Raw genomic sequence first — 23,167 nt, 5'->3', positions numbered from 1 at the left:
CAACAACGCCATGCTAACAAATTATCTCAAAATCGCATTCAGGAATATCTTGAAAAGCAAAGGATATACACTGATCAATATTACCGGGCTTGCTGCTGGAATGGCTTGCGCGCTGGTGATCTTCCTGATTATTAATCATGAAACAGGTTACGATAAGTACCTGTCCGAGGGGGACCGCATCTTTCGGGTTGAGACAAAAAATCTGAAGGAAAGCAGGGAATTCCCGGGAACGTACACCGGAATGGTGAATGCGTTGCGCACGGAAGCGCCCGAAGCTGCTTTGGTGGCACCTTTATATGCTGTTCATGGGAGTGTATTTTACATTCCCGGGTCCGAATACAGGTTTAAAGAATCATTTGTATTTGCAGGAAATGAAACACTTCGTCTTCTGGACTATCACTGGATCTCCGGAAATGCCGGGAATTCGCTTTCACAGCCTAATAAAGTTGTGATCAGCCGCGCATATGCCATGAAGTATTTTGGAACGACGGCTGCGGTAGGAAAGTCGGTACGCATGAACGAAAAGCAGGATTTGCAGGTGGCGGGTGTTTTCGAGGATGCGCCGGCTCAAACCAGCTTTCCTTTTAACATGCTCGTTTCGTTTCCCACGCTGAAAAGTACGGATCCGGATTTTAACCTGGATCAATGGAACGGCTGGGGGGATAATTTTCAGGTGTATGTGAAGCTCGGAAAAGGCTCCGATTCGGTGGGGCTCGCCAGCAGATTTCCTGGTATCATTGAGAAACATATGGGAAAAGAAGCATTGTCGCAAAAGGATTTTGTGCTTAATCCGCTTTCTGAGCTGCATTATACCGGCAACCTGAGTGGCCGGTCTGCCAATGTTGAACTGCTCCAAATGTTATCGCTTATCGGGCTTTTCGTTTTGCTGATCGCCTGTTTTAATTTTATCAACCTCAGTACTGCCCAGGCTTTCAAACGAGGCAAGGAAGTTGGGTTGAGGAAAGCTGTCGGAAGCAGTCGTCTCTCACTCGTTTTTCAGTTTCTGACCGAGGCAGGCTTACTCACGTTTCTGGCAGTAGCAATCGCCATTATGCTTGTCCAGGTCTCGTTACCTTCCATTTCGGATATAATGGCGGTTCCGGTGAAAAATTCGGATCTTTTTACCTGGCAGACTGCATTATGTGTGACGATTCTGGCTACCGTTACCACCTTGCTAGCCGGGACATATCCTGCATTCAGACTGTCGGGCATGGCGCCGATCTGGGCATTGAAATCCAACGTGGTCCTGCCTGGAAAGCAACTTTTCAGCTTGCGGCAGGGATTGGTCGTTGTCCAGTTTACCATTTCCATTGTTCTGATCAGCAGTGCGGTCTTGGTGAACCAGCAGCTGAAATTCTTCAGGAATGCGGATCTGGGTTTTGATAAACAAGCGATTGTGACAGTAAGCTTGCCCGATAACAATCCTTCGAAGCTAACTTCCCTGCGGAGCAAGCTGACGGGCTCTTCGCAGATCAAGAATGTGAGTTTTTCATTTAATAGTGCTTCTGCCGAGAGTAACTGGATGCAAGCAATGCAATACCGGAAAGGTGCCGAGCCCACGATTGTCAAAACACAGATGAAAATGGTTGATCCGAATTTTCTGGAAACATATGGGATCAAGCTAATGGCTGGCCAGTTCCTTAACGACGGTGACACCATGACCAAAGTGGTCGTAAATGAAGTGTTTCTTTCCAGGATAGGGATTAAAAACCCGGAGGATGCGATTGGTCAGATGGTTTACTACGGCGACGAACAGGAATTTGCACATATTATTGGCGTTGTTGAGAATTTCAATGTAAACTCACTGCACCAAAAAATCGACCCGACCATCCTGTCCATTGCCCCCAAACATTTTTATCAGGCGGGAATTAAGCTGCAAAACGAAAATCTCACAACGGAAAGCATGGCGTCTGTTTTGGCACATATCGAAAAGGCCTGGAAACAGACCTATCCAAATCAGATCTACGAATATCAGTTTCTGGATGATACGCTGGCCGAAGCCTACCGGTCGGAAACACGGACCGGAGAACTTATACAAGCGTCCACGTTTCTGGCGGTGTTCATCGCCTGCCTCGGATTATTGGGGCTTGCCACATTTACGGCGGAACAAAAAACCAAAGAGATCGGAATCAGAAAAGTACTGGGAGCGTCCGTATCCAGCATTATTTCGCTGCTTTCCACTGAATTTTTGAAATTGCTGATTGTCGCAACCATCATCGCTTCCCCGCTGGCGTGGTGGGCCGTGGACGAATGGCTGAGCCACTTTGAATTCAGGATACAAATTCAATGGTGGATATTTGCCCTCACCGGAAGTTTAATGACGATATTGGCTTTAATAACCGTTTCTGCCCAGAGTATTAAAGCAGCATTGGTTAATCCGGTGAGGAGTTTGAGGAGTGAGTGACTTGGAGTGAGAAGTGAAATGTGAGATGTGAAAAGTTTAAATCAACAACCACTCACTGTTCACATATAACATCTCACAATCAATGTCTCACTTCTCACCTTTTACCATACAACATCTCACATTTAACATCTCACATCTCACATACAATGCTTTCCAACTACCTGAAAATCTCCTTCCGTAGCCTTTTAAAACACAAGACCCATGCATTGATCAATGTGGTTGGGCTGGCTGCCGGGATGGCGGTTGCTATGCTCATTGGGCTTTGGGTTTATGATGAACTTTCATTTAATAAAAATCATAAAAATTACGATCGGATCGTCCGTGTTCTGGAACAGCAGACGCTGGATGGTGAAATTCAGACCGGGCAAAACGTGGCGATTCCGGTGGCCGGGGAGTTGGAAAATAATTTTGGAGACGATTTTGAGCGTGTGATTTTGTCGTCCTGGACAACCAGACATGTTCTGAGTTATAAGGATACCAAGCTGGTGAAAACGGGCAACTTTATGTCAGCCAAAACTCCTGAAATGCTTTCGCTGGAAATGGTGAAAGGAAACTGGAATGCATTGGCCGAACCTGGTTCGGTCCTGCTTTCAGAATCGGTTGCAAAGGCGATGTTCGCCGGTGCGGACCCAGTAGGTAAAATGGTGAAGATCGATAATGAGCTGAATGTGCGGGTTACGGGCGTATACAAAGATCTGCCGTCCAATTCGGAGTTTTGGGAAGTCCGTTTTATAGCACCGTGGGAGTTATATGTTTCATCGGCAGACTGGGTGCGGAATGCCCGGGACAATCATGAATGGGCGAATAGTTCTTTTCAGATTTTTGCCGAATTAAAGGCAAATGCGGATCTCGAATCTGTTTCTGCAAAAATCAAAAATATGAAGCTGGACAAAGGCGATCGGGAAGAGCTGAAATTTAAGCCGCAAATCCTGATTCATCCGATGAGCCGGTGGCATTTACATTCGGAATGGAAAAATGGTATCAATGCCGGCGGTAAAATTGAAGTGGTGTTGCTTTTCAGCATCATCGGTGCATTTGTGCTGCTTCTTGCGTGCATTAACTTCATGAACCTGAGTACGGCACGTTCTGAAAAACGATCAAAAGAAGTTGGTGTCCGTAAAGCAATCGGCTCGGTGCGGTCGCAGCTGATCCTGCAGTTTTTCAGCGAGTCGTATCTCATCGTGATTTTTGCATTTGTTTTGGCAATCTCAATCGCCTTCCTGATCTTGCCCGTTTTCAATGAAATAGCCGATAAGGAAATGGTTATGCTGTGGACAAACCCGTGGTTTTGGCTCATTAGCATTGCTTTCTGCATCATTACCGGTCTTGTTGCCGGAAGTTATCCCGCATTTTATCTTTCGTCTTTCGCGCCTGTCAGGGCGCTGCGCGGATCCGCTCCGATGCGGGCTTTTGGCAGCTTAATTCATACTGCGCCGCGAAAAATCCTGGTTGTTTTGCAGTTTGCCGTTTCCGTTACGCTCATCATCGGTACCATTGTCATTTACCGCCAGATCCGTCATGGGCAGGAGCGGGCGGTGGGTTATGACCGGGAAGGGTTGGTGTCGCTGCATGTGAGCACGCCGGAAATCCACAAACATATGGATGCATTCCGCGACGACCTGCTAAATAGCGGGATGGTGACCGGGGTGTCGGAATCCAAAGGGCCGACTACGGATATAAGGTCGGTAAATAAGGATCTGAGCTGGAAAGGAAAGAACCCGGCGATGCAGGTCGACTTTGTAACGGTGGCCGTAGCGCACGATTTTGGCAAAACAGTAGGTTGGGAATTCGTGGAAGGCAGGGATTTTTCGAGATCATTTTCCACTGATTCTTCCGGTTTTGTGATCAATGAAACGGCGGCGAAGATGATGGGTTTTGCAGGTAGAGCGCCCGGCGAGTTTGTTCAATGGGGGGATAAAAATTTCAAGGTACTCGGGGTTGTTAAAGATATGATCATGGCTTCACCCTATGAACCCGTGAAACAGACGATCTTTTTTATCGGCCGGGGTGCAGGCGATTTTATTACCATCCGTATCAATCCCCGATCCAACGCACATCAGGCATTGCAGGAAATTGAAGCCGTTTTTAAGAAATATGGTCCTGCTTCACCTTTTCAGTATGATTTTGTGGACGACGAATATGCGCTGAAATTCGCGGACGAGCAGCGGATCGGGACATTAGCCACTTTTTTTGCTTCTCTCGCAATTCTCATTTCCTGTCTTGGACTTTTTGGACTGGCGTCTTTTACCGCCGAGCAGCGGACCAAGGAAATTGGTATACGGAAAGTGCTGGGAGCCTCCGTGGTCAATCTCTGGCTTTTGCTGTCACGGGATTTCGTGCTGCTGATCGTGATCGCTTTTGTGATATCGACGCCGGTATCCTGGTTTTTTATGAACAACTGGCTCGAAAAGTACTCATACCGCACCGAAATGTCGTGGTGGATCTTTGCAGCTACTGGCCTCGGGGCATTGAGCATTACGCTTCTTACCGTCAGTTTCCAGGCAATCCGGACAGCGCTGATCAATCCGGTAAGAAGTTTGAGAAGCGAGTGAAATTAGCCATCGGTGTGAGAATGCAACATTGGATTTCTATCTTGCATTTCAATATCAACGTTTGACATGCCTTTGCTCCGCACTTTTGCAATCACTGCTTTCCTGGTCACCGTTTTATGTTCGGAAGCTGTTTTCGCTCAGTCAGGTAATTTCAAATCAGCATTGAGGGGTAGTGTGGAGGCAGGCGGTTTTGTGTCGGATTCGGATAATACGCCGTTTTGGATCCGTACCAATCAGTTTGGTATCATTCCCAATTCCTCGCCCGGAGGCATTGTGCAGGGTGAAATTTCCAAAAAATACATGTTCTTTGACAGCCTTTCCAATCGTCCCAGGAAACTGGACTGGAGTGCTGCATTGAACCCGGTCGCGACTTTTGATAAAAGCAGTAAACAGCAATTTTTGTTGCCTGAGGCATTTGCAAGTGTGCGTTTCAAGCGTACTGAGCTGTACATCGGGAGGCGAAAGGAACTGATGGGACTTGGCGATTCCACATTATCGTCCGGCTTTTACTCGGGCTCGGGCAATGCGCTTCCGATCCCTAAAATCCAGATTGGAACGATTTCTTATGTCCCGCTGAAATTCACAAAGAGTTTTCTCGCCATCCACGCCGGATTTGCCCATGGCTGGTTCAACACATCTTACCTGGACGGTGTCCGGCTGCACCAGAAATTTCTCTATTTCCGGTTGGGTAAGCCAAAATCCGCTTCGAAATTCTACCTCGGGCTCAATCACAATGTGTTATGGGCCGGACATTCGGAGGCATTGAAGGCTCATCCCGAACTGGCCGTCGATGGTAAGTTACCGTCTTCCTGGAAATTTTATCCGAATGTCGTTCTTGCATATACCTCCAACAATTGGTTTGAAAAAAACGGCTACGGCTCCTTTGACAGTTACCGGTTAGGAAATCATTTGGGTAGCTATGATGTAGGATTCGAGACGAATATCCATGGGAAGAAGCTATTTATTTACCATCAGCACCCATTTGAAGACGTTTCAAGTATGCTTTTGAAAAATGTTCCGGATGGATTGTATGGCGTTAATCTGAAGTTCGGAAAGCCAGGCGGATTGTCGGGTTTCTTCCTCACACACCTCACATTTGAATATCTGACGACCAAGGATCAGTCGGGGTCGACATTTTTCATTCCGGGAAGCAAATATCAGGGTGCCGATAATTATTTCAACCATACTCAATATCAGGAAGGGTGGTCTTACGAGGGACGCACGGTGGGCACACCATTCATTATACCGAGTAAGGATATGGGCCACTCTCGGGCTAACGACCGCTTTTTTCCGAATAACCGATTGAATATGTGGTACCTGGGTGCTCAGGCTCAGGTGCGTAAGTCGCTGGCTCTCTCCCTGCGGACTTCATATAGCCGGAATTTCGGTACTCCGGGTGCAGATTTCAATCCGGTTCGGGGCCAGTTCTCTTCTCTGCTGGCCGCTCAATATCAATTGCCCCGCCTGAAAAGCACCGCAGTTATTGTCAGATTTGCTCTCGACCAAGGCGAAATTTTTACCAAAAATACCGGAGCGTATATGGGTTTGAAAAAGACCTGGTAACCACATTTCCTTTTCCGCATTACATTTTGTTCAGCGACGAACAGCAATGTCCGAAAATGGACGTTTCTCAACCTTTTTTCATGGTTAATGCATTGAATAATAATGAATTAGTTTGCTTGGCATAAATTTGTTGATTTGGGTTTGTTACAACCAGCAAGGGTCGTCACGGTACTCGAAACAACCAGCCTTATGTTAAAAAATTATTTCAAAATCGCCTTTCGTAACATTTGGAAAAACAAGGTTTTTTCGGCGATCAATATCCTGGGGTTGGCCGTAAGCATGGCCGCCTGCATCCTGATCCTGCTTTTTGTTTCCTACGAAAGGAGTTTTGATAAAATCCACTCCAAAAATCTTTACCGGCTCGACGAAGTGCAAAAGTTCGAGGGTATGGTGGCTCCGCAGAAAGTAGCATTATCCATGTATCCCATGGGGCCGGCGTTAAAAGAAGATTATCCGCAGATCCGTGATTTTACCAGGGTCAATTCTACTAAAAATTTAATGCTGACGGTCGGAGAGAAGAAGGTTGAGCTGCCTGACGTGCTTTGGGCCGATGCCAATTTTTTTCAGATGTTTGATTATGAACTTCTTGAAGGCGAGAGGGGGCAGGTTTTGAAGGAGCCGAATACGGTTGTGCTTTCGGAAAAAAGCGTAGCCAGTATTTTTGGTACTGAAAACCCGATCGGGAAATATGTGACGCATTATGGTAACGATACGCTCACGTTCAAAGTAAGTGGCGTTATGAAGAATGCGCCCGCGAATTCGCATTTACAGTTTGATGCATTATTGTCATTCAGTACGATCGCAAAACCGGACTTTCTCAATAACTGGGGCGGGAACTGGCTTGTTACCTACCTGGACCTTGCCCCCGGGACGAATGTCGCCACGCTGGAAAAGAAATTTCCTTCTTTTCTAAAAAAACACATGAAAAACGACGGCTGGAAATTTTATGAATTGTTTCTGCAGCCACTCCCGGCGGTGCATTCCAAATCGACGGATATTACGCACGATTATATCAATTTTCAGAAATTCGACCAATCTTATACATACGTTTTCTCCGTGATCGCGCTGATTGTGCTTGTGATCGCCTGCGTTAATTTTATGAATTTGTCAACTGCGCGGTCGACCGGGCGGGCCAGAGAAGTGGGCGTGAGGAAAGCGATCGGTGCGCAGCGAATGCAGCTGGCGGCACAATTTCTGGGAGAATCTGTTTTACTCTCCTTGATCGCGTTGATTCTTGCAGTTGCATTGGTGAAATTGCTATTGCCCTCCGTAATCCAGTTCAGTCAGCGCCAGCTCGATTTTTCAATCTTCACCCATCCATTGTTACTACTTTCCGTAGTGGGCGGAACAATCGTGATCGGCATTTTCTCGGGGTTATACCCGGCTGCTTTTCTCTCATCGTTTGAGCCGATCAAAGTTTTGAAAGGTACATTAATAGCCGGGAAAAGTTCTTTCAGGAATGCTTTGGTTATCGCTCAGTTTACCTGTGCCGTTTTCCTGATTATCGCCACTGGATTCGCAGTAATGCAGCTCCGTTTTATGATGGATAAAAACCCCGGATTTGATAAAGAGCAGGTGGTGATTATTCCGCTGGATTCAAAATCTGACAGGAAATACGACGCATTGAAACAGGAACTTTTGAGTAGCCCGTTCATTGCGGCGGTTACCGGTTCGCAGCAGCGTCTTGGTAATAATTTTCATCAGACCGGTGTGACTTTTCAGGAGAATGGACCGAAGCGGCAAATTACTTCTTCTCAGGTTGTTGTGGATCCGGACTATCTTTCTCTTTATAAAATCAAACTGATCGCGGGCCGTAATTTCACGAGTAGCCCATCGGACAATGCGAAAACATATATCATTAACAAGGCACTTGCGAAAGAACTTTTGAAAGAAGAGCCGACGCTGACGATGGAAACACTGATCGGGAAACGGTTTGGTTTTTCGGGAATGGATTCACTGTCGACCATTGTAGGTGTCAGCGAAGATTTCAATTTCAATTCGCTGCACCATAAGGTCGAAACGCTTTGTTTGTTCAACCAAAAAGATTGGAGTTACTCGGAAATTTCCGTGCGCATTAAAGGAAATGACACAAAAAAGGCCATCGCAGCCATGCAGTCCACCTGGAATCAGCTGATTCCGGACCAGCCTTTTACCTATTCATTTTTAGATGAGCATTTTGCCGAACTGTATCGCGCCGATAGTCAGGTGAGCAGGATTGTAGGAATTCTGGCCGCATTAGCCATTTTTATTTCCTGCCTGGGTTTATTCGGACTGGCTTCTTACTCTGCCGAAAGACGCATCAAGGAAATCGGATTAAGGAAAGTTATGGGCGCCTCTGTGGCAGGCATTGTTGCATTACTTTCGCGCGATTTTATAAAGCTCGTGCTGATTTCCATTCTCATCGCGTCCCCGGTTGCCTGGTGGGCGGTAAGTACCTGGCTGAACGACTTCGCGTACCGCATTGAAATACATTGGTGGATGTTCGCGGCGGCCGGCGTTTTGGCAGTCGCGGTAGCGCTGTTCACCATCAGTTTCCAGAGTATCAAAGCAGCATTGACCAATCCGGTGAAGTCGATCCGGGCGGAATAGCTGAAAGCTATAATCTAAACTACTAACATCCCATGAGCCACATTGCTATCCCTATCCCACCGCTTCAAGGCAAGCAGGAGATTAAAGTTGAAGTGACGATTAATGGAATAAAGCAGAACCTGTTTTATCGGGTTGAGCTGTTTTATTGGGAAGATTGTTCGAATCCGGTGGCGCACCGTGCCGACTGCATCAGCGAAATGCTTTCGCACCACGACCCGGATTGGACTGTCTACTACATCGGCGCCCCAACGGACGAATTCGTACCGATTACGTTTGTGAAAAAGGAAAGCAGGACCCTGTTGCGGGAGGCTATCGCGTGATCTGAAAAGACTCACCAGGTTTTTAAAACCTGGTGAGTCTTTTTCCCAAACCTATATCAGCGGAGAGGGAGTCCATAATGCTTTTTTCCAGGAACCTTTTAGGCTGGGAAGCAGCTTGTCCGACAACTCTATCAGGATAAAAACAAATCGCCAGAAAGGTAAGTAAGAGGTTAAAGTTCTTTTTCAAAATATAACACGCCTTCGTGAGGATTGAAATTGTAAGGTTTTGTTTCTTTAAAGCCGAATGACTGGTATAATCGCACTGCGGCGGGCATTTTCGGTCCGAGCGTATCCAGTTTAATGAGTTTGTAATTTAAAGCTTCGGCAGTTCCGATGATTTCGGACAATAAGCTTTTTCCGAGGCCTTTCCCCTGGTAACCCGGACGAATGTACATACGCTTCACCTCACACGTTGTGTCGTTTTCGATCCGTCTTAATCCTGCTACGCCTATAAATGCATCGGCATACTCCAGAAGAAATAAAGCGCCGGTTGGCGGCCCGTACATGTCGGGCAGGATCGTCAGCTCATTTTCAAAGCTCTGAAACGAAAGTGTGAAATCCAGGGAATCGGCATATTCCCGGAAAAGATCCGCCGCCGCTTCGTAATGCAGCGGCGTATTGGCCTGAATAATTTTGAACATGGTTATTTTTTTTCCAACAGGGCACTCGCCCTGACCTGATTGGTCAACAACTTCTCGAACAGTTGCCAGCGTAACTCGGGAGCGTCGGCGGTACCGCCCTGGCTTTCAATGTAATTTTTGACAAGATCCTGACCGTAATTGTAATTGATCACATAGCTGCGGTATTTTTTGACAAATCGCAGGTTATCAGCGGCACCTTTTTCGGTAAGAAGGCTGTAATCGGTGAGCCAGCGTTGCGCCTCGGCATCTGCCATCGACTTATTCAAAATCCCGCGGGCTACTTCGTTTCTCGCATAATTGAGCTGGGATTTTATTTCCAGAGCTTCGAAATAGGCATCTGTTTTCGATGTGTCCAGACCTGCGAGCGGCATCAGTACTTCTTTACAAAATTGCTTTTGCTCATCACCCGGAAAAGCCACCGAGATCCCGTAGTTCGCGCTGCCCTCGGCGATCAGCGATTGCGGACTAAAAAGCGGGTACAATGAAATTTCCGTCCAGCCTTTTTCTCTGAATAGCTTCTCTTCCAGCAAAGCATTGAAAACATGATGTCCCGGATACCCTTCATGACAGGCCAGGTCAATGGCGCGCTCAATGAATATGGGCTGGCTTACATTAATCTGGATCACACTGTTGTAATTGCCTTTGTACCAGTTATATCCCGACCACGGCTTGTCCGTCACATATTCCATGGTGAAGGTTTCGTTTGCCGGCATTTTGTAATGTTTCAGCGTCCGCTTTCTTGCTTCGGCAATCGCCGCCTGGAAAATGGTATCGATTTTATCTTTCGGGATCAGAAAATTGGCAGCCAGATTCTGAAACCGATCGGGGAGAGAACCTTTGCCGGGAAGGATACTGTCCAGCCGGGCGATCAGGTCCTGGAAATGTTTTTCGGAATGGACAGGTGCCACGGCGTCAAACAAGTCTTTGGATTCGGTATCAAACGGGGCATACTCTTCCGAGTAAATGCGGATTCTCCGTTCGAATGCAGTCAGCTGCGAGATAAGCCATTTCGCACGTCCGGAGATCGTATCGTTTTTGGACTTTGCTGCCAGGTCTGCCAGGTTTTTTTTCAGTTCTCCGGCTTTGGCCAGAAAGGTTTCTTTGGGGAATACGGAATCTGGTTTTGCTGTCGGTTTTAACGAGTCGGGGCCATAATATGCATCTACAAAATCGCCGTCATACTGACCGATTGAAAGTCCCAGTTTTACGTACTCTTGTGCAATTTGGTCTAATGCGTTGCTTTCGTCCGAATCGGAAGTACATGAAATTAGGAAGGCTGGAATCATTGCGAAAAGAATCGTTTTAAAGAGCATTGGAATGTCTTTATGGTTTGATTTTTAAAAGTACTGTTTTCTCTGCAAAAGGCGAAAATTGTAGACTAACACAGTTTTCGGGACAGTTGATCCATCTTCGTCTCCCCAAAATGTCCGTAAAGTTCCCAGGTAAAAGGAAGTCGGAGGTTGGTATAATAATGATAGGGCCAACCGCGCTCCGGTTTGGTAGTAAAACGCACATCCACAAACAGATAACCAGAACCATGAATAACAAGTCTACCTACACCGAGCTGGAATTGATCCAGTCGCTTAAACGCAACGACCGAGAGGCATTCGAGTATTTGTACGATCGTTATTCATCCGCATTGTACGGGATTATTTTACGCATTGTAAAAGACGAAGAAAGGGCAGCGGATGTGATGCAGGATGCATTTATTAAGGTTTGGAAAAGCATCGGTAGCTACAATTCTGAAAAAGGCACGCTGTTTACCTGGATCCTCAATGTAGTGAGGAACACCGCCATTGACAGGTTGCGGATGGAGGTAAAATTGGAAAGCCTGGTTGCGCTGGAACATGTTCTGGATGGTGAATTGGCAAGCGTAAGCAGTTATAATCCGTCGATAGTGACCATCGATTTGCGGGCTATTGTGGAGCGGCTGGTGCCGGAGCGTAAACTATTAATCGATCTCGTTTATTTTCAGGGTTATACCCATGAGGAGGTTTCTCAAAACCTCAGTCTCCCGCTGGGTACCGTTAAATCCCGCATTCGAAAAGGTCTGCAGGAATTAAGGGTCGTTTTCGGCGTTCAAAAGCTTGAATTTGCAGTGGCCTGACCCAATATCATGTAGTTACAATCCGCAATGGGTTAATAAAATATTTGCATTGACTTCGAAAGCCAATTTCTATTTGTAGAAGTTGGCTCTTTTGTGAAAAAAAATTTTGTCGAAATTCTTCAGTGCTCATTTTCAGTTATCCACAGCTGATTTCAGGATGTTCGACAAAGTCTACTTTTGATAAAAAGAGTTACAAATGAATATCCCGCAAACCTGGAATTTACCTGCATACGAATAAGGCCTACAACTCGTGTGCTCACTTATTCTGGGTTTTTCCAGCTATTCTACGATATAGTTCAATCTGATATTGGTTTACAGTCTTGTTTTTGGCGGTGCGCCGCCCGATTTATTACATGGCGCCCATTCTCCGATTCGCACTTTGCGTTGCTATCTGATCCGCAGCGCATTGAAATAATTATATTCCTGGCTCCTCCTGAATGTCGAACACGCCAAAATTGGTTGGAAGAATTATTTAACGATAAAGTCGCTTGAAAAGCGGAAAAAGGGCTTCGCAGAATTTAGAAATACTTTTAATTAGACTTATAAAAATACTTTGAAAATTGACTTATACCTAGTTCATTTTTAATTGTCATATAAAAAAAGTGCTATTTTTCATTGACCTAAACCATACTTTTGCAAGTACATTACACCGACTCACGTTCTACCTAATTACTTACAAATCAATTATGTTATGAAAACCTTTACGTTAGTATTAAGCCTACTTTTTCTTAGCCTGGGATTCGTTCAGGTTACAACCGGGGCTCCCACCTTTACCGGGGGAGATTGCGGATGCAAGGATTCGGATAATAAACTGAAAAATGGCGGATTTGAATCAGGAACTGCCAACTGGACCTTTACCGGTGACGGCTCATTCGGAACGGATACCAAATACAGTACTTGCGGCAGCAATAAAAATGGTCTGATGAATGGCTCCGGACTTGTTTATCAGGAAGTTAATATCGCAGGAGGCAGCAAGGTAAACTTTTCTGTTTACGGAGGAACGCACGAAACGGATTTCAGGCACCGGATCTTCCTCACATTCTACAATGGCAACACGTTGATCCCCGTCACGGAAAACGATCACAACATGGTGTCGATGAATTACAAAGTGACTCATGAGCATAAACTTCAGGAATATTCACTTTGGGAAAATGCGCCTGCAAATGCCAATAAAGTACGTGTCTCCTTTTCATCAAATGGAAATTATTTCAAGATAGACGCCGCCTGCATGTCGGTTGATCCTCCGGCGCCGGTAGCTGAATGCTGTAAGGATGAGGATAATGCGATAAAAAACGGAAGTTTTGAGGACGGTACCAAGTATTGGGAAAAAGGCGCGACGAATTTCGGTACAGACGAAGCGTTTAATATGTGCGGTTCAAAAAATGGGCTTATTACGGGTTCGGGAAGTGTTTATCAGGATGTGGCACTGGTTGGCGGAAGTAAAGTAAGCATCATTGCCTATGGCGGGACGCACGATACCAAAATAGAGCATTCGTTCAAAATGGAATTTTATGACGGGGACACAAAAGTCGCTTCCATTACTCCGGTTCCTATGGATTACAAAGTGACGGATAGTAACTTAAAAAAATTCACCATTTCCGGCGATGCTCCGCTGAATGCAACAAAGGTTCGCTTTATACTTTACTCGGCAGGCGACTTCTTCAAGGTAGATGTGGTATGTATGACCATTACACCTCCGCCGACAACCCCGTGTTCAGGCTGCGCGGATGCTGAAACAGTTTTAAAAAATCCCAGTTTCGAGAACGGAACGAACGATTGGGCCAAACTGGATGGAACAAGTTTCAGTACGCTCACAAAATCGTATGCATGTGGCACGAAGGTTGGTAAAATCGCGGGTGCAGGAACGGTTTATCAGGAGTACAGCGTCGTTCCGGGAACCGCTGTGAATCTTACAATCTCCGGGGCCACCGAAAATCCCGCTAAGAACAACAAGTTTTTGCTTTTGTTTTATAATTCTTCAAACGAGCTCATTCCCGGAGCTCACAACATTTCAAGAGATGTTGAAAAAAATTCGGCATCAGGATTGCAGCAGTATACATTGCCATCAACAGCCCCGGCAGGAACGGTGAAAGTAATCGTGGCGGCATCGTCGGATGGCAGTAATTTCTACTTCGATGCGGCTTGTATGTCAATTGTCCCACCTTCTCAATGCGAAACTTGCACGAACAACAGATTAGCAAATGCAGGTTTCGAAACGGGAACGAGCAGCTGGACTTCGGAAGGCAATGTGAGTTCTTCGCCCGATGCCAAAAACTGCGGGGATAACGGCTTGAAACTGATTGGCTCGGGCAAGTTTTATCAGAATATTGCATTTCAATCCGCGTGGGGAAGCTCGGTATCCTTAACAATCTGGGGTGCTAAAGAGGATAATGGCGGACAGAAGTTCCATATTTTCTTCTACGATGATTCAAACAAAGAATTAGGCAAGATCGAAAAAGACGTTTCCAAGATCTTTGGAACTGCGCCGACAGGCCTGGAAAAATATGTGCTCGCGGGCGCGATTCCAGCAGGTACCAAGGTGATCCGTATCCAGGGATCGGCGACAAGTGGCGTTTTCAGGGCCGACCAGGGTTGTCTCACATTCTCAGGCTCTCCGCTGCCTGTAACTCTTGCTGCATTCGATGTGAAAAAAGAAGGTAGTACTGCCTCATTAAACTGGTCAACTACCTACGAGACAAACTCAGATCATTTTGACATTCAACATAGTCAGGATGGCAAGATCTGGAATGCACTTACTACCATCCAGGCTCAGGGTGAAAGTAAGGGACTAATCACTTATCACTATACGCACACTAGCCCTCTCGCGGTTAATTTGTACCGACTGAAAATGGTCGATGCCGATGGGACGTTTGCTTACAGTTCGATCAGAAGCCTGAATTTCAATGGCGACCTGGAAGTGGCGATTTATCCAAACCCAACGTCGGACCGCATTAAATTCTCTGGAAACCAGGCCATTGAAAATGTGAAAATTTACAATGTGAGCGGAATCATGGTACTGAATGCGCTGCCAAATGCATCGAATGAAGTCGATCTTACAAAACTTACTCAGGGTACTTATTTTGTAAAAGTGAATAACAACCCGGTGTTGCGGAAAGTAGTAGTTGTAAAATAATTAAATGGAATAGCAGAGCTTTCTGTCATGCAGGACCCTTCGTCACCCGGGCGGAGGGTTTTTGTTTGCTGATATGTTCCTAACTTTCTGGAAACATCGCTTTTTAAGTTTTGAAACAAACAGAAAATACGGGTGAAACGCTTTCGGCAAATGCCTTCGGGGAGGATTTCCTTTGGGGGGTTGCGACGGCAGCTTATCAGATCGAGGGTGCAGTGCGTGAAGGTGGGAGAGGAGATTGTATCTGGGATGTGTTTGCAAAAAAGAAAGGGAAGATCAAAAATGGTGATCAGGCGGCGGTCGCATGCGATTTTTACAACCGTTATGAGGATGATCTGAATCAGGTTAAATCACTGGGATTCAAACAATTTCGGTTTTCCATTTCCTGGTCACGTATTCTTCCCGAAGGTGCCGGCGCTGTAAATCAAGAAGGAATCGATTTTTATAACCGGCTGATCAACAAATGCATTGAGCTCGAAATAGAACCCTGGATTACACTTTATCACTGGGACCTTCCGCAGGCGCTTGAACTGCTGGGCGGCTGGAAAAACAGAAAGATTATCGATTGGTTTGCTGCTTATACCACGATTTGTGCCGAGGCTTTCGGCGATCGCGTGCGTTCGTGGATCATTATGAACGAACCTATGGCAACTGCTGGCCTGGGTTATACGACCGGTGAACATGCGCCGGGAAAAAAAGGGAACTGGAACTTTCTTCCCGTGGTTCATCACCTGGCTTTGTGCCAGTCGGTGGGTGGCCGCATTGTGCGCAACCTGGTACCAAACGCATACATCGGCATTGCGCTTTCCTGTTCGTACGTTTTTCCGGATAGTGAAAAGCCGGCCGACCTGGGGGCTGCGCGTCGTGCCGATGCGCTGATGAACCGGCTTTTTATCGAGCCTGCTCTGGGCCTAGGTTACCCGGTGGATGGTTTTGGTTTTCTCTCCAATATCAACCGGTATATGCGAGCTGGCGATTACGAGCTCCTGAAATTTGATTTCGATTTTATCGGGTTGCAAAATTATTTTAGTGTCGTAGTCAGACATTCGTTTCTGGCACCGGTGATTTGGCTGAAAAATGTGCCGGCTGCATTAAGAAATGTTCCGACAACGGCGATGGGATGGGAAATAAATGCCGACGGAATGTACCGGATACTGAAACAATTCCAGCAATATAATGGAATTCGGGATATCGTCATTTCTGAAAACGGAGCAGCTTTTCAAGATCATTTAACCGATGGGGAAATCGCCGATTCCAAGCGTACTGCCTTTTTTCAGGATTACTTGTCTGCCGTGTTGAAAGCAAAACATGAAGGTGTAAATGTAAAGGGTTATTTTGCCTGGACTTTAATGGACAATTTCGAATGGGCGGAAGGCTATTCTGCACGATTTGGATTGATTTTTGTGGATTTTAAAAGCCAGGAGCGCATTGTAAAAGACTCTGGAAAATGGTTTGCTTCCTTCTTGAAAAACACATTAACGCAAAACCTTCCAACTAATCTGCGTGAAAATGTATCCTTGAAAAAAACGTATAAACAACCCGAAAAATGAAATTCCTGATTGTTGTATTTGGTCTGCTGGCCTGGATAGGCTGCCACGACGAAAGTAAAGTGTTAGATGAAGATCTTGTAGAATCGGACGCAACCTGGGTGAATATGCTCGCTTCCGATGGTTGTTCCTGGCATTTTTCAATTGTCTCCGGGGACTCAACAATATCTTATCTTCCTGACGAGAGTTCAATCGTTAAAATAGACAAAGAATTAGGCAAGATCGATAGCTATTACAGCTTTACCCCGGTGCGTTTGAAATATAGTAAAACCGGAAATAAAGGAACGGTACAATGCGGCTGGGGCCGTAATGCCACCTTCGATGAGATCAAAATCATCGCCATTTACAAAAAGTAAGGTTGAATGCATTACAGATTCAGAATATCCTTGGCTTCTTTTTCTGAATAAAATGGCGCCAGCTCGGACTCACCGATAATTTCCTGCACCTGCTCTTCTGTGGCAGGTGTTGTTTCTTCAGAGCTTTCAGAAGGATTTGTTTCTTCAAATGTGATAAACCCTCTCAGCTGCAAATTTTGGAGCACTTTTTCGATTACCTCACTTTCAGATTGTTTGATAATTTTTACCTGGAATGTCTTCATAAGATATAATAGTTGAGATTGCTGAGTAGAAAAAACCGTACCTGCAAACGGGGATCGGTGATTCGATAATTTCTTTTGTTCGGGTTGTCCGGTAATGAACAACTTTATTTAAGTAAGGCGTTGATAATCAGTAAGTTTGTTGATTGGTTCTATTTTTGATCAATGAATGGGTCTGTGGATAAAAGGAATCGGGCAATTTTCTCTTGCCCCGCGCAACTTTCACATCGGTTTAAACATCATTACGAAAACAAATCTATAATCATGAAAAAGAACAATCTACTTCTGATAATGCTTGCCTTGTTTGCTTCTGTGGCGGTTTTCGCGCAGTCGGAAAAGGACCAACCTTATGTTACCAAAAATTTCACCAATGCATCCCTGAAAGAACTATCTGTTGAAACTTCCGGCGGTTCCATTTCCGTGACCGGCGGCCAGGGTGCTGGCTTTAAAGTAGACATGTATGTGCGTCCGAACAACTGGAATGGGAAATCGGATCTTACAAAAGAGGAAATTGAAGACAGGCTTGAAGATTATGATATTCTGATCGGTACGGAAGGTAATCGGGTTGTGGCTACGGCAAAGCGCAAAAACAACATCAAATGGAATGACAAAACCAGCGTATCCATTGCGTTTAAAGTAACTACACCGAGAAATGTGGCTACCTATTTGAAAACCAGCGGAGGAAGCATTCACATTGCTTCGCTGACTGGGGAGCAAAACTTTTCAACCAGCGGAGGTAGCTTGAAAATCAATGATCTGGATGGCGCAATCCAGGGCCGCACGTCGGGCGGAAGTATTGAAGTAATGCATTGCCGCAACAATATTGAACTGCATACCAGTGGCGGAAGCATTAAGGCGGACGATCTGAAAGGGAATATCGAACTGAAAACATCTGGCGGGAGCATCGAACTGAACAACATGGACGGCGAAATCTACGCGCATACCAGCGGTGGAAGTGTTCGTGGCGAAAATATTTCAGGCGCATTGAATACCGGAACTTCCGGCGGGTCGGTTCGGTTGGCCAATGTTTCGGGAAGCCTAAAAGCAAATACCAGTGCCGGAAGCATTGAAGTGGAGCTTTCCAAACTGGGTAAATATGTTGAATTGTCCAGCTCCGCAGGCAGCGTGCGGGTTACTATGCCTTTGGATAAAGGTGTTGACCTGAACCTGAAAGGAAATCGCGTTTCGATTCCATTGAAAAATTTTGACGGTCAGGCAGAGAAAGATTTTGTTCGCGGAAGAATGAATGGCGGCGGGATCCCGGTTACACTTTCGGCGAGCGCAGGAAGTGTTTATGTGAATCAGTAAATACTTAGAATATATTGATAAAAAAGTCCCGGACTGGAAGTCCCGGACTTCCAGTCCGGGACTTTTTTATTGAACCTGCCGTTACTAAACGTTGAAAGCTACGTCAAAAGGAAAACCATTTTCTTTTTTGACGTATGTACCGAAAATTCATTGAGCGTTTGCAGGATTATTTTGGCATTTCCAGGAAGGAAGCCCGCGGCGCATTGGTTCTGCTTGTAATCTGCTCCTTTCTGATCTGGATGCCTTTTGTTTTCCGGCGATGGATATTGCCGTTAGTCTCCACGCCTGAGCCGATGAATATGCATTTGCTTGACAGCATGGCCGTTGAGCTGGAAAAGGAAGTGCAGCCCAAGCTTAAAAATCGCACATCCCACAAGAACGACGATTTCAAAAGCTCACCCAAAGTTCCTGTCCGCTATTTTGATTTTGACCCGAATACAGCATCTGTTGAATCGCTGACGCAACTGGGTGTCCCTGCTTTTCTGGCCAAACGCATTGATAAATTTCGTAGTAAAGGAGGAAAATTCCGGAAGAAGGAAGATTTGCTGAACATTTACGATTTTCCTTCAAACCTCTATGAGAAACTTGAAAAGCACATTGTATTGCCGGTTTCAAATGCGGCTCAGAAGGATCTGAATGTGAAGAAAAATGCATCGGATCCGCGTTCAATTCCCCGGGCGTATAACAAACCGGCCATTCAAGGTTTTGACATCAATACCGTTGATACGACCGAACTTGTGAAGCTAAAAGGCATTGGTACCAAGTTATCCATGCGTATCCTGAAATTTCGGGATGCACTAGGCGGGTTTTATTCGGAGAATCAGTACACTGAAATATTTGGTCTGGATTCGTTGGCTCTGAGCGAGCTGCGGAAGTATGCAAAGGTTTCTTGTCCGGTTAAAAAAATCAACATTAATGCGGTTACTGCGGCGGAACTTGGTCGTCACAGTTATATGAGGGATCGCAAAATCGTTTCGATCATTATCAATTACCGCAACCAGCACGGACCCTATCAGAACATCGAGGATCTTAAAAAATCGAAAGTGGTCGATGATGCATTTATCAAAAAAATAGAGCCTTACCTGGAATTTTGATACCGGACAAGGCTCTGTATTCGCGAATGTTCACGAATGAAATTAAAAGTTTGGCTTCAATAAATATTTGGAATAGAAGTTATCGATTACTCTGACAGCTTCGTCGGGTGTATCCACCACACTGATCAGTTTCAGATCTTCTGCATTGATATTATGCTCGGTGAGCATGGTGCCTTTGATCCAGTTCAGCAAACCGGACCAGTAGCTGCTCCCCACCAACACGATCGGAAAACGACCGATTTTTTTGGTTTGGATCAGGGTCATCGCCTCAAAAAGCTCATCAAGCGTACCAAATCCTCCGGGCATTACCACAAATCCCTGTGAGTATTTCACAAACATGACCTTTCTGACAAAGAAAAAATCGAAGTTAATGCTCTTGTCGTGGTCGATGTAGATGTTACTATGTTGTTCAAACGGTAACTTAATATTTAAACCGACGGACTTTCCACCTTGTTCGGAGGCGCCTTTATTACCTGCCTCCATGATCCCCGGGCCCCCGCCGGTGATCACACCGTAACCATGTCTTACCAGTTTCGCCGCGATTTCTTCTGCTGTTTTATAATGCGGATTGTCAGGTAATGTGCGGGCCGAACCAAAAAGGGAAACGCAGGGGCCAATCTTTGCGAGTTTATCAAAACCTTCGACAAATTCGGCCATTACCTTAAATATAACCCAGGAATCGGCGCTTTTGATCTCATTCCAGTTTCGGTCTTCAAATGCCTCTTTGATCCTTTTTTCATCTTCGGGAACCGCGGGGTTCAGGAGCGAAACGTCAATTAGCTCGGCATTGGTTGGTTTTACTTCTTCACTCATATTTCACGAACTCGATTTAGTTGTTGAATGAGATAATAGTAACTTTGGCTATTATCATTAAAAATAGAATCTTTTAATTTTATCTCCGGCCCGATTCAAATACGGCGGGTTATAGTTAACAACAAAGTAATGAGAAAAATTGCTATTGGAGGAGACCATGCCGGGTTTCCTTACAAAGAGCCGATCATAGAATGGCTTACTACAAATGGCTTTGAAGTGAAGGATTTCGGGACTTATAGTGCTGATTCGGCTGATTACGCGGATTTTGCGCATCCGGTATCCAATGCGGTGGAAAGCGGAGAATTTGAAAAAGGCGTTTTACTGTGCGGCAGCGGCCAGGGAGTTTGCATTACCGCAAATAAACACCAGGGGATCCGGGCGGCATTGGTTTGGGATTTGCCACTTGCGCCACTCGCCCGCCAGCATAACGATGCGAACGTAATTTGCTTTCCGGTAAGATTTATTGAATTAGAAACGGCATTGGCGAGCCTGGAAGCATTTCTGGCGACTGAATTTGAAGGTGGACGGCACCAGACGCGGGTTGATAAAATTTCGTGCTAAATGTCGGTTCGCTGATAAATGCCTTTCCATTGACTCAGGCCATATTGCTTTTTTAGTGCCGGAACGCGATTAAGAAGTTTCGGCATTATGTTAGCCTTGTCGACGACATAATCCGGGGGATCCTTTTTGAAATTGTCGTATACGTGGATTACACTGTCGAAATTGTCGAGATTTTGTAAATCGTAGCTTGCCAGCTCCCAGTTGAGGTACGGTGTTGCAGTAAGATTATTGATATATTCTCCGGAATGCTGACCGAGTACGAGAATGCGTTTGCCTGTAATCTGATCCGGCAGATCGGCAGGCTTTGCTCTCAGATTTTCAAGTTTCCCCATTGAAATCCCCGGAATCACTCCCCGCAATCCCTGATATTGGATTAAGATAATTACAGCGCTCATTAAGGTAAACTGTAATTCATCCGCCCAGCTGTTTTTCTTGAAACTCTGGAAATAATGGGTTGCAAAGAATGCGGCAGGCGGGACGAAGATCACAAATTGCATCGGCGCGAGAAACTGCATTAACGGAATTGTAAACACAGCTGCAATGAACCACAACGCCATTACCTGCTGAATCCTGGTCTGGTAGTTTACAAATCGCAGGGTAGTGAAAATCCGCATAAAACCCATTATCCCGAAACCCAGGGGCAAAAGTAACGAAGCCAGCAGGGAAGAGAAATCGTTGAGATTATATTGTTTCGCCTGAAAAACAGAGGTTAACAAGTTCCGGTTGAGGCTCTCGATTCCATTGTTGAGGTAGAAGAAAAGCACGACCATTAACAATGGGAAAACGGAGCCGAAAAAACCGAGCAGGTGGTGGCGAAATGTGGAGCCAGTATAAAACAGCAGCGCGAGAAAAGCCCAGATCATGAATAATGAAGCCGGCAGATAAAACAAGGTCGCGATACCAATATAAAGTCCCATCTCAAAAACCTGCGTGGTTACCTCTCTTCTGACCAGCATTTTCACGATCGACCCGAAGGCAAACAGCAGGAACGTATTCGCCATCAACATCGGAGAAAGTGTCCCCATGTCGAATGAAATGTTCAGAAAAAGTGCATACAATGCACCTGGGAGGAATGTGCGTTCCGGGAAAACCTCCCGCGAATGGATTACATAATTGAAATAAAGGATCTGGACGAGGGAAACGCCCATTGCCGCAAAGTGGTAGGCAAATGGCGTTCTCCCGAAAAGCGTGTCGATCAGCCAGTAGGTAAGGCCTGAAAACGGACTCACATTATCCCATACATCGCGGTAAAGCATAAATCCCCGGCCCATCTGCTCGCCCACAAGCATCCAGTTGAGCTCAGGTATAAGCAAAGGCGCACCACCCAGAAAAAAAGGCAGACGCAGCAGCAGAAAAAAAACGACTAAACTGATGGTCTGGTACCGTGCGTTGACGCGAAAAAAACTAAGCAAGTAGCATGCAGATTATGTAGCTAACGGGAATAACTTTCACGAAATTACAACTCCACTTTCTACAAAAACAAAATAAGTGCGGATATTTGTACTTGACGTAAAGAGTGAAGGGAGTGATTGAATTTAAGATATGGAATCGAAAAGACAACAAAAAGTAGGCAGGCAGATACAAAAGGACCTGGGGGAGATATTTCAGAAAGATGCTCAGCATTTAACCAATGGTTCGTTTGTGACGATCACCGCAGTGCGTGTAACGCCAGACCTGAGTATTGCCAGGGCATATCTCAGTTTTTTGCCCGATAATAAGAAGACGATTTTACTGGAAACGATAAAAGAAAATACCCGGTTTATTCGCCAGAAGCTGGCAGAAAGAGTCCGCCATCAGCTTCGCATTGTGCCGCATCTGCAGTTTTACATGGATGATACGGCGGAATATGCAGCTAAAATGGACCTACTGTTTTCAGATATCGTCATTCCGCCAGCGCAGCCCGACGAGGAAGAAGATTCCCATTGATTCCAATCCTCGCTGAT

At 45.7% G+C, this 23,167-nt stretch carries 18 protein-coding genes; 13 read left to right on the top strand and 5 right to left on the bottom strand.

Annotated features, from left to right (window positions below; genetic code table 11):
- Positions 1–10 precede the first annotated feature (10 nt).
- The 5 genes from LZG72_RS25130 (at position 11) to LZG72_RS25110 (ending at position 9,428) form a co-directional block, all read left to right on the top strand.
- Entirely contained in the window at positions 11–2,404 is a 2,394-nt protein-coding gene (locus tag LZG72_RS25130) for an ABC transporter permease (protein ID WP_233877899.1), read from the top strand.
- A 146-nt stretch (positions 2,405–2,550) separates the two neighbouring features.
- The gene (locus LZG72_RS25125) at positions 2,551–4,956 is read left to right on the top strand and encodes an ABC transporter permease (protein ID WP_233877898.1); all 2,406 of its coding nucleotides are present in this window, start codon (positions 2,551–2,553) and stop codon (positions 4,954–4,956) included.
- A gap of 66 nt (positions 4,957–5,022) precedes the next feature.
- On the top strand, positions 5,023–6,519 hold the full coding sequence (locus tag LZG72_RS25120; RefSeq protein ID WP_233877897.1) for a capsule assembly Wzi family protein: 1,497 nt from the start codon (positions 5,023–5,025) through the stop codon (positions 6,517–6,519).
- Between the two features lie 189 nt (positions 6,520–6,708).
- Positions 6,709–9,108, top strand: a complete 2,400-nt coding sequence (locus tag LZG72_RS25115; RefSeq protein WP_233877896.1) for an ABC transporter permease — start codon at positions 6,709–6,711, stop codon at positions 9,106–9,108.
- A 32-nt stretch (positions 9,109–9,140) separates the two neighbouring features.
- Positions 9,141–9,428, top strand: coding sequence for a hypothetical protein (locus LZG72_RS25110; protein ID WP_233877895.1), 288 nt, complete (start codon positions 9,141–9,143; stop codon positions 9,426–9,428).
- 170 nt (positions 9,429–9,598) lie between these two features.
- Here LZG72_RS25110 and LZG72_RS25105 read toward each other — a convergent pair whose 3' ends face one another.
- The gene (locus tag LZG72_RS25105; protein WP_233877894.1) at positions 9,599–10,069 is read right to left on the bottom strand and encodes a GNAT family N-acetyltransferase; all 471 of its coding nucleotides are present in this window, start codon (positions 10,067–10,069) and stop codon (positions 9,599–9,601) included.
- A gap of 2 nt (positions 10,070–10,071) precedes the next feature.
- Positions 10,072–11,355: a hypothetical protein gene (locus tag LZG72_RS25100; protein ID WP_233877893.1), complete on the bottom strand. Its 1,284-nt coding sequence runs from the start codon at positions 11,353–11,355 to the stop codon at positions 10,072–10,074.
- A 251-nt stretch (positions 11,356–11,606) separates the two neighbouring features.
- Here LZG72_RS25100 and LZG72_RS25095 point away from each other — a divergent pair, with 251 nt between their 5' ends.
- The 4 genes from LZG72_RS25095 (at position 11,607) to LZG72_RS25080 (ending at position 17,209) form a co-directional block, all read left to right on the top strand.
- The gene (locus tag LZG72_RS25095; protein ID WP_233877892.1) at positions 11,607–12,176 is read left to right on the top strand and encodes an RNA polymerase sigma factor; all 570 of its coding nucleotides are present in this window, start codon (positions 11,607–11,609) and stop codon (positions 12,174–12,176) included.
- Between the two features lie 691 nt (positions 12,177–12,867).
- The gene (locus tag LZG72_RS25090) at positions 12,868–15,309 is read left to right on the top strand and encodes a T9SS type A sorting domain-containing protein (protein ID WP_233877891.1); all 2,442 of its coding nucleotides are present in this window, start codon (positions 12,868–12,870) and stop codon (positions 15,307–15,309) included.
- A gap of 110 nt (positions 15,310–15,419) precedes the next feature.
- Positions 15,420–16,856 (top strand): GH1 family beta-glucosidase, encoded by a 1,437-nt coding sequence (locus LZG72_RS25085; RefSeq protein WP_233877890.1) that lies wholly within the window; start codon positions 15,420–15,422, stop codon positions 16,854–16,856.
- Positions 16,853–17,209, top strand: a complete 357-nt coding sequence (locus LZG72_RS25080) for a hypothetical protein (protein WP_233877889.1) — start codon at positions 16,853–16,855, stop codon at positions 17,207–17,209. Before LZG72_RS25085 ends, LZG72_RS25080 begins: the two co-directional genes overlap by 4 nt.
- 11 nt (positions 17,210–17,220) lie before the next feature.
- Here the strand turns inward: LZG72_RS25080 and LZG72_RS25075 are convergent, their stop codons facing one another.
- On the bottom strand, positions 17,221–17,451 hold the full coding sequence (locus tag LZG72_RS25075) for a hypothetical protein (protein ID WP_233877888.1): 231 nt from the start codon (positions 17,449–17,451) through the stop codon (positions 17,221–17,223).
- Between the two features lie 261 nt (positions 17,452–17,712).
- Between LZG72_RS25075 and LZG72_RS25070 the strand changes: the two genes are divergently transcribed.
- Both LZG72_RS25070 and LZG72_RS25065 read left to right on the top strand, forming a co-directional pair.
- Complete coding sequence (locus LZG72_RS25070) at positions 17,713–18,756, top strand: DUF4097 family beta strand repeat-containing protein (RefSeq protein ID WP_233877887.1); 1,044 nt, start codon at positions 17,713–17,715, stop codon at positions 18,754–18,756.
- 134 nt (positions 18,757–18,890) lie between these two features.
- The gene (locus tag LZG72_RS25065) at positions 18,891–19,850 is read left to right on the top strand and encodes a ComEA family DNA-binding protein (protein ID WP_233877886.1); all 960 of its coding nucleotides are present in this window, start codon (positions 18,891–18,893) and stop codon (positions 19,848–19,850) included.
- Positions 19,851–19,892: 42 nt separating this feature from the next.
- Here LZG72_RS25065 and LZG72_RS25060 read toward each other — a convergent pair whose 3' ends face one another.
- Entirely contained in the window at positions 19,893–20,663 is a 771-nt protein-coding gene (locus LZG72_RS25060; RefSeq protein ID WP_233877885.1) for a TIGR00730 family Rossman fold protein, read from the bottom strand.
- A gap of 129 nt (positions 20,664–20,792) precedes the next feature.
- On the opposite strand from LZG72_RS25060, the gene rpiB reads away from it, so the two are divergent.
- Positions 20,793–21,224: a ribose 5-phosphate isomerase B gene (gene rpiB / locus LZG72_RS25055; RefSeq protein ID WP_233877884.1), complete on the top strand. Its 432-nt coding sequence runs from the start codon at positions 20,793–20,795 to the stop codon at positions 21,222–21,224.
- On the opposite strand, the gene LZG72_RS25050 is transcribed toward rpiB, so the two are convergent.
- A complete protein-coding gene (locus LZG72_RS25050; protein ID WP_233877883.1) occupies positions 21,221–22,636 on the bottom strand; it encodes a hypothetical protein in 1,416 nt (471 codons plus the stop codon). The genes rpiB and LZG72_RS25050 overlap by 4 nt on opposite strands.
- A gap of 130 nt (positions 22,637–22,766) precedes the next feature.
- On the opposite strand from LZG72_RS25050, the gene rbfA reads away from it, so the two are divergent.
- Positions 22,767–23,150, top strand: coding sequence for a 30S ribosome-binding factor RbfA (gene rbfA / locus LZG72_RS25045; protein WP_233877882.1), 384 nt, complete (start codon positions 22,767–22,769; stop codon positions 23,148–23,150).
- The last annotated feature ends 17 nt before the right edge of the window (positions 23,151–23,167 follow it).

The sequence above is a fragment of the Dyadobacter sp. CY323 genome (assembly GCF_021390245.1).
Lineage (GTDB): Bacteria > Bacteroidota > Bacteroidia > Cytophagales > Spirosomataceae > Dyadobacter.
This window is presented reverse-complemented; position numbering and strand designations above follow the sequence as displayed.

Bases quoted from the DNA above. Each gene is read 5' to 3' on its own strand.
- LZG72_RS25065 (WP_233877886.1), top strand. From the start codon at position 18,891: ATGTACCGAAAATTCATTGAGCGTTTGCAGGATTATTTTGGCATTTCC.
- rbfA (WP_233877882.1), top strand. From the start codon at position 22,767: ATGGAATCGAAAAGACAACAAAAAGTAGGCAGGCAGATACAAAAGGAC.
- LZG72_RS25075 (WP_233877888.1), bottom strand. From the start codon at position 17,451: ATGAAGACATTCCAGGTAAAAATTATCAAACAATCTGAAAGTGAGGTA.
- LZG72_RS25070 (WP_233877887.1), top strand. From the start codon at position 17,713: ATGAAAAAGAACAATCTACTTCTGATAATGCTTGCCTTGTTTGCTTCT.
- LZG72_RS25130 (WP_233877899.1), top strand. From the start codon at position 11: ATGCTAACAAATTATCTCAAAATCGCATTCAGGAATATCTTGAAAAGC.
- LZG72_RS25120 (WP_233877897.1), top strand. From the start codon at position 5,023: ATGCCTTTGCTCCGCACTTTTGCAATCACTGCTTTCCTGGTCACCGTT.
- LZG72_RS25125 (WP_233877898.1), top strand. From the start codon at position 2,551: ATGCTTTCCAACTACCTGAAAATCTCCTTCCGTAGCCTTTTAAAACAC.
- LZG72_RS25095 (WP_233877892.1), top strand. From the start codon at position 11,607: ATGAATAACAAGTCTACCTACACCGAGCTGGAATTGATCCAGTCGCTT.
- LZG72_RS25110 (WP_233877895.1), top strand. From the start codon at position 9,141: ATGAGCCACATTGCTATCCCTATCCCACCGCTTCAAGGCAAGCAGGAG.
- LZG72_RS25100 (WP_233877893.1), bottom strand. From the start codon at position 11,355: ATGATTCCAGCCTTCCTAATTTCATGTACTTCCGATTCGGACGAAAGC.
- LZG72_RS25080 (WP_233877889.1), top strand. From the start codon at position 16,853: ATGAAATTCCTGATTGTTGTATTTGGTCTGCTGGCCTGGATAGGCTGC.
- LZG72_RS25115 (WP_233877896.1), top strand. From the start codon at position 6,709: ATGTTAAAAAATTATTTCAAAATCGCCTTTCGTAACATTTGGAAAAAC.
- LZG72_RS25105 (WP_233877894.1), bottom strand. From the start codon at position 10,069: ATGTTCAAAATTATTCAGGCCAATACGCCGCTGCATTACGAAGCGGCG.
- LZG72_RS25090 (WP_233877891.1), top strand. From the start codon at position 12,868: ATGAAAACCTTTACGTTAGTATTAAGCCTACTTTTTCTTAGCCTGGGA.
- rpiB (WP_233877884.1), top strand. From the start codon at position 20,793: ATGAGAAAAATTGCTATTGGAGGAGACCATGCCGGGTTTCCTTACAAA.
- LZG72_RS25060 (WP_233877885.1), bottom strand. From the start codon at position 20,663: ATGAGTGAAGAAGTAAAACCAACCAATGCCGAGCTAATTGACGTTTCG.